The organism is Blautia sp. DFI.1.216 (genome assembly GCF_020594215.1).
Taxonomy (GTDB): Bacteria; Bacillota; Clostridia; order Lachnospirales; family Lachnospiraceae; genus Blautia_A; species Blautia_A wexlerae.
Window position 1 is genome coordinate 1 of record NZ_JAJDML010000102.1, and the last position, 4052, is coordinate 4052.

Below are 4052 nucleotides of genomic sequence, written 5' to 3' on the forward strand. Positions count from 1 at the left end.
GATTTTGGCATATTCATGCCAAAACACCTCGCGGGATAGTGGTGTGTGAACAGTATCGGAAAATGTTAAATGATCATAATTCATTCAGAGAATGAAAGGAATATCCCATCGCTTCCCATTTATCCAACAGTTCATCCAGAATCTGTGCATTAGTGGAAGAGGTGCTGTGTAGCAGTACAATAGCTCCCGGATGAATCCGTTTCGTCAGTTTTGCAATAGCTTCCTGTGGATCTGGCTGGTTATCCTGGTACCAGTCTACATAGGCAAGGCTCCAGAAAAATGTGTGATATCCCAGTTCTCTGGCCATAGACAGATTCTGTGTACTGTAGATGCCCTGTGGGGGGCGGTAAAATTTTGTCATTTCTTTTCCTGTAATTTCCCTGTAAATTTTTTCTACATCGGATAATTCTTTCTGAAAAGATTCTTTTGTGGAAATTTTTGACATATCCGGGTGCGTCATAGTATGATTGCCGACAATATGCCCTTCCGTTTCCATTCGTTTGATCAGATCTTTGTTTTCCGAAATGAAATTTCCAACCACAAAAAATGTAGCAGGTGCCTGATGTTTTTTCAGTGCATCCAAAATAGCAGGAGTATTTCCATTTTCAAAGCCTGCGTCAAAGGTGAGATAGATTTTCTTTTCTTCGGTATCTTCAGCAAAAAAGGCATTGTACTGAGCCAATTCTTCTATCGTTGCATTTCCAACAGGACGTTTGCCTTCTTCCTGAAAACTGAGTCCCCAGTTGGAACTTTGGGCAGAAGCAGCAGTCTGTCTGGCAGTGTTGTGCGATACGATTTTTCCTATAGAGGAACCTATAAATGCACAAGCACAGAAAAGAAGAAAAATCTTGGTAAATCTGGAAGAGAAAATCCGAGTGGAAGATATGTATTTGAGATGCATAGAGAGTGTTAACCTCAGAATGGAATGATATTAGTTTAATATATGAGAAAGAGGGGAACTATAGAAGCTGAATGACAAATAAAAGAGCCACAGATTTATATTTCATCGTGGCTCCTGTTAAGATTCTGTATCCAAGGGATGATACCTCACTTTCTGTAAAATAAATTATGAAATTGTATGAATTTGAATTATGAAATTTACTGTCCCATTGGTCTGTACCTTCCTTTTATAGTTTCATAGGGTAAATCGTTAAGTTTTCATTGGACTGTACCTTCTTCATGTAAATGAACGGTTACGTTTTATAATAGGGTAAATCGTTAACGTTTCATTGGACTGTACCTTCCTTATTTTGATTGAATGTCACTTTAAAAATAAAGTAAATCATTAAATTTCCATTGGACCGTACCTTCTTTAGAATGTTTAACTGTTACGTTCAAAATAAGATAAATCGTTAGGTTTCCATTGGACTGTACATTCCTTGTTTGATAGGAACTACTTATAAAACTTAGTTGGATTTAAAAGCTTAAGTTCTTGGTGGTCCGTACCTGCCTTTCTTATAAGTCATGAATTTGAAACTTTGCTATTCTGGTGGTCTGTACCTCGCTTTCTTAAATTATGAAGAAAAGATTATGTTTTCGGTGGTCTCACTCCTTTACTTTTTTGTTTTTCGTAATCCCTTTTGTTTTATGAACTTAATATAACAGATAAAGAATGAAATGTCAAGAATGAAAATAGAAAATTTACAAAAATATTTAAAAGATAATATTAAAATTATTTGTATTGATAAAATATTCTGAAAATAATAATGGATATAGACAATGCATAGCCGGAAGCATATTGGGTAAAAATATGGTTGTAAAGATATACAAGTCAAATTACGTTACTGTTCACGCCGTTCTCAGTGACGTATTTTGACTTGAGGTTTAACTGTAACTGTGAAAATATGGAACAGTTACCGGTTTATTAAAATGATCAGGAGGTTCTAATATGTTACGTTATCTGCCTGTGAGAAGGGTTCATGCAAGACAGGTACTTGATTCCAGAGGAAATCCTACAGTGGAAGTAGAAGTAACAGTAGGAGAAGGTGTGATCGGGATAAATGGATATACGGGAAGGGCAATCGTCCCTTCGGGAGCTTCCACAGGAAAGTTCGAGGCAGTGGAGCTTCGTGACGGAGAAAAAGGCTGCTACACCGGACTTGGTGTCCGCAAAGCAGTGGAGAATGTAAATACAAAGCTGGCAGAAGCAATTCTTGGAGAAAATGCTCTGGATCAGTCCTATATTGATAAAAAAATCATAGAAACAGACGGCACAGACAATAAAAGTAATGTAGGGGCAAATGCGGCACTGGGAGTATCCCTGGCAGTAGCAAGGGCGGCAGCAGCAGCTCTCCGCGTTCCTTTATATCAGTATCTTGGCGGCTGCCATACCAGACAGATGCCTGTACCGATGATGAATATCTTAAATGGGGGTGCTTGTGTTATTATAATGACACAAGGCAGAACCCCTTATAATACAAGGGCTCTAGCGATTTAGTCCTAAATAAATTTCGTAACCAATCAACGAATTTATGAAGGAAAGGCCTCTCTTTTATAAATAACACAGTACAGAAGTAATAGAATTTCAGAACTCTGCTGAGATGTATTTACTATACCACGAAAGCGGTGATAATTGAATAAAAATATGTTTTGGACTGAATTAGCTCGCATGAGATTTATATCTCAGCTGTCTGATTCAGTCTTTTTATTTAACAAGAAAGAAGGGAAAGATTATGGCAAAAGTAATTTCTATTGTAAACCAAAAAGGGGGAACGGGAAAATCAGCATGTACAGCTAATTTAGCAGTAGGATTAGCACAAAAGAATATGAAAGTGTTAATCGTTGATGCCGATCCACAGTCTGATGTATCCGCAGGATTTGGATATCGTGATTGTGATGAAAGTAATGAAACACTTACAGCTCTTATGGATACAGTAATGAAAGATGAAGATATTCCTTCAGACTGTTATATCAGGCATCAGGCAGAAGGAATAGACATTATCTGTTCTAACATTGGACTGGCAGGTACGGAAGTACAGTTGGTAAATGCAATGAGCAGGGAATATGTATTGAAACAGATTTTATATGGTATCAAGGATCAATATGATGCAATTATCATTGATTGTATGCCATCATTGGGAATGATCACAATCAATGCACTGGCTGCATCAGATGAAGTACTAATTCCGGTTGAAGCGTCTTACCTGCCAATCAAAGGATTGCAGCAGTTAGAGAAGCTGGATCGTACTGTAGATGAGATTAGACGACGGTTTGGATATTTCAGTATACAGCGAGCGGCAATGTATCAGAATAAAGTCTTATCCCACTTAGACGCTGGTACGCACACGGTCCATCCACACAGTTATTTTCATGGGTAATTGGAGGGATAGATTTGAAAAAAGTATTAACCAGAAAACAGAAAGAAAGTTATCAGTGTATTTTGAATTATACGAAGGAGCATGGATACCCGCCGACAGTCCGGGAATTTGGAAAACTGATCGGAGTAAGATCAACATCATCTGCTTTTTCCAGAATCAAGCAGTTGGAGCAAAATGGATATATCCGCAGAATCCCGGCATCGCCAAGAGCAATCGAGATTTTATAGTGAGGTGTCGGCATGAACAAAGTATATGTAGATGTAGTGGCAGAGTTCCGGAAAGACGGACGGCTGGTTCCCATATTTTTTACATGGGAGGATGGAAGAAAATATAGTATTGACAGAATTTTGAAAATTGAGCGATGCGCCAGCAGAAAGGCAGGCGGTGTAGGAGTGATGTACACCTGTATGATACAGGGGCAGGAAAGCCACTTGTTTTACGAAGTGGATAAATGGTTTATGGAGAGAAAAACAGCATAAGGAGAGATTGGTATAGACGATATTATTTGGATTATTAACCGGCAGGGATAGTCACTTTCCCTTTATATTCCTGCAGGTTTTACATAAGAAGATGGATTTCGGTCAGCAAAGGCAGCTCCCACAATGCCTTTTGGATATCCGCTTCTGCAAGTTGTAGTAAGTAATTGCTTCCCATCAAAATCATGGGGAAAGCGAACTGGTCTGAAAGACCGCCAGTTAGTGTGATGATGATAAGGAGATTTTGAAACTGATGACA

General features: G+C 38.5%; 4 protein-coding genes and 1 pseudogene. 4 read left to right on the top strand and 1 reads right to left on the bottom strand.

Going from position 1 to position 4052, the window contains the following annotated elements; genetic code table 11:
* Nucleotides 1-73 precede the first annotated feature (73 nt).
* Nucleotides 74-901 (bottom strand): delta-lactam-biosynthetic de-N-acetylase, encoded by an 828-nt coding sequence (locus LJE11_RS18615; RefSeq protein WP_008708206.1) that lies wholly within the window; start codon nt 899-901, stop codon nt 74-76.
* Between the two features lie 987 nt (nt 902-1888).
* On the opposite strand from LJE11_RS18615, the pseudogene eno reads away from it, so the two are divergent.
* The 4 genes and pseudogenes from eno to LJE11_RS18635 all read left to right on the top strand — a co-directional run.
* A pseudogene (eno, locus tag LJE11_RS18620) lies at nt 1889-2374 on the top strand (phosphopyruvate hydratase); the annotation flags it as partial.
* A gap of 298 nt (nt 2375-2672) precedes the next feature.
* The gene (locus LJE11_RS18625; protein WP_020993358.1) at nt 2673-3317 is read left to right on the top strand and encodes a ParA family protein; all 645 of its coding nucleotides are present in this window, start codon (nt 2673-2675) and stop codon (nt 3315-3317) included.
* 14 nt (nt 3318-3331) lie between these two features.
* The gene (locus LJE11_RS18630; protein ID WP_020993357.1) at nt 3332-3544 is read left to right on the top strand and encodes a hypothetical protein; all 213 of its coding nucleotides are present in this window, start codon (nt 3332-3334) and stop codon (nt 3542-3544) included.
* Nucleotides 3545-3556: 12 nt separating this feature from the next.
* Nucleotides 3557-3796 carry a hypothetical protein gene (locus LJE11_RS18635; protein ID WP_008708201.1) on the top strand — a complete coding sequence of 80 codons (240 nt, stop codon included), beginning with the start codon at nt 3557-3559 and terminating at the stop codon, nt 3794-3796.
* The last annotated feature ends 256 nt before the right edge of the window (nt 3797-4052 follow it).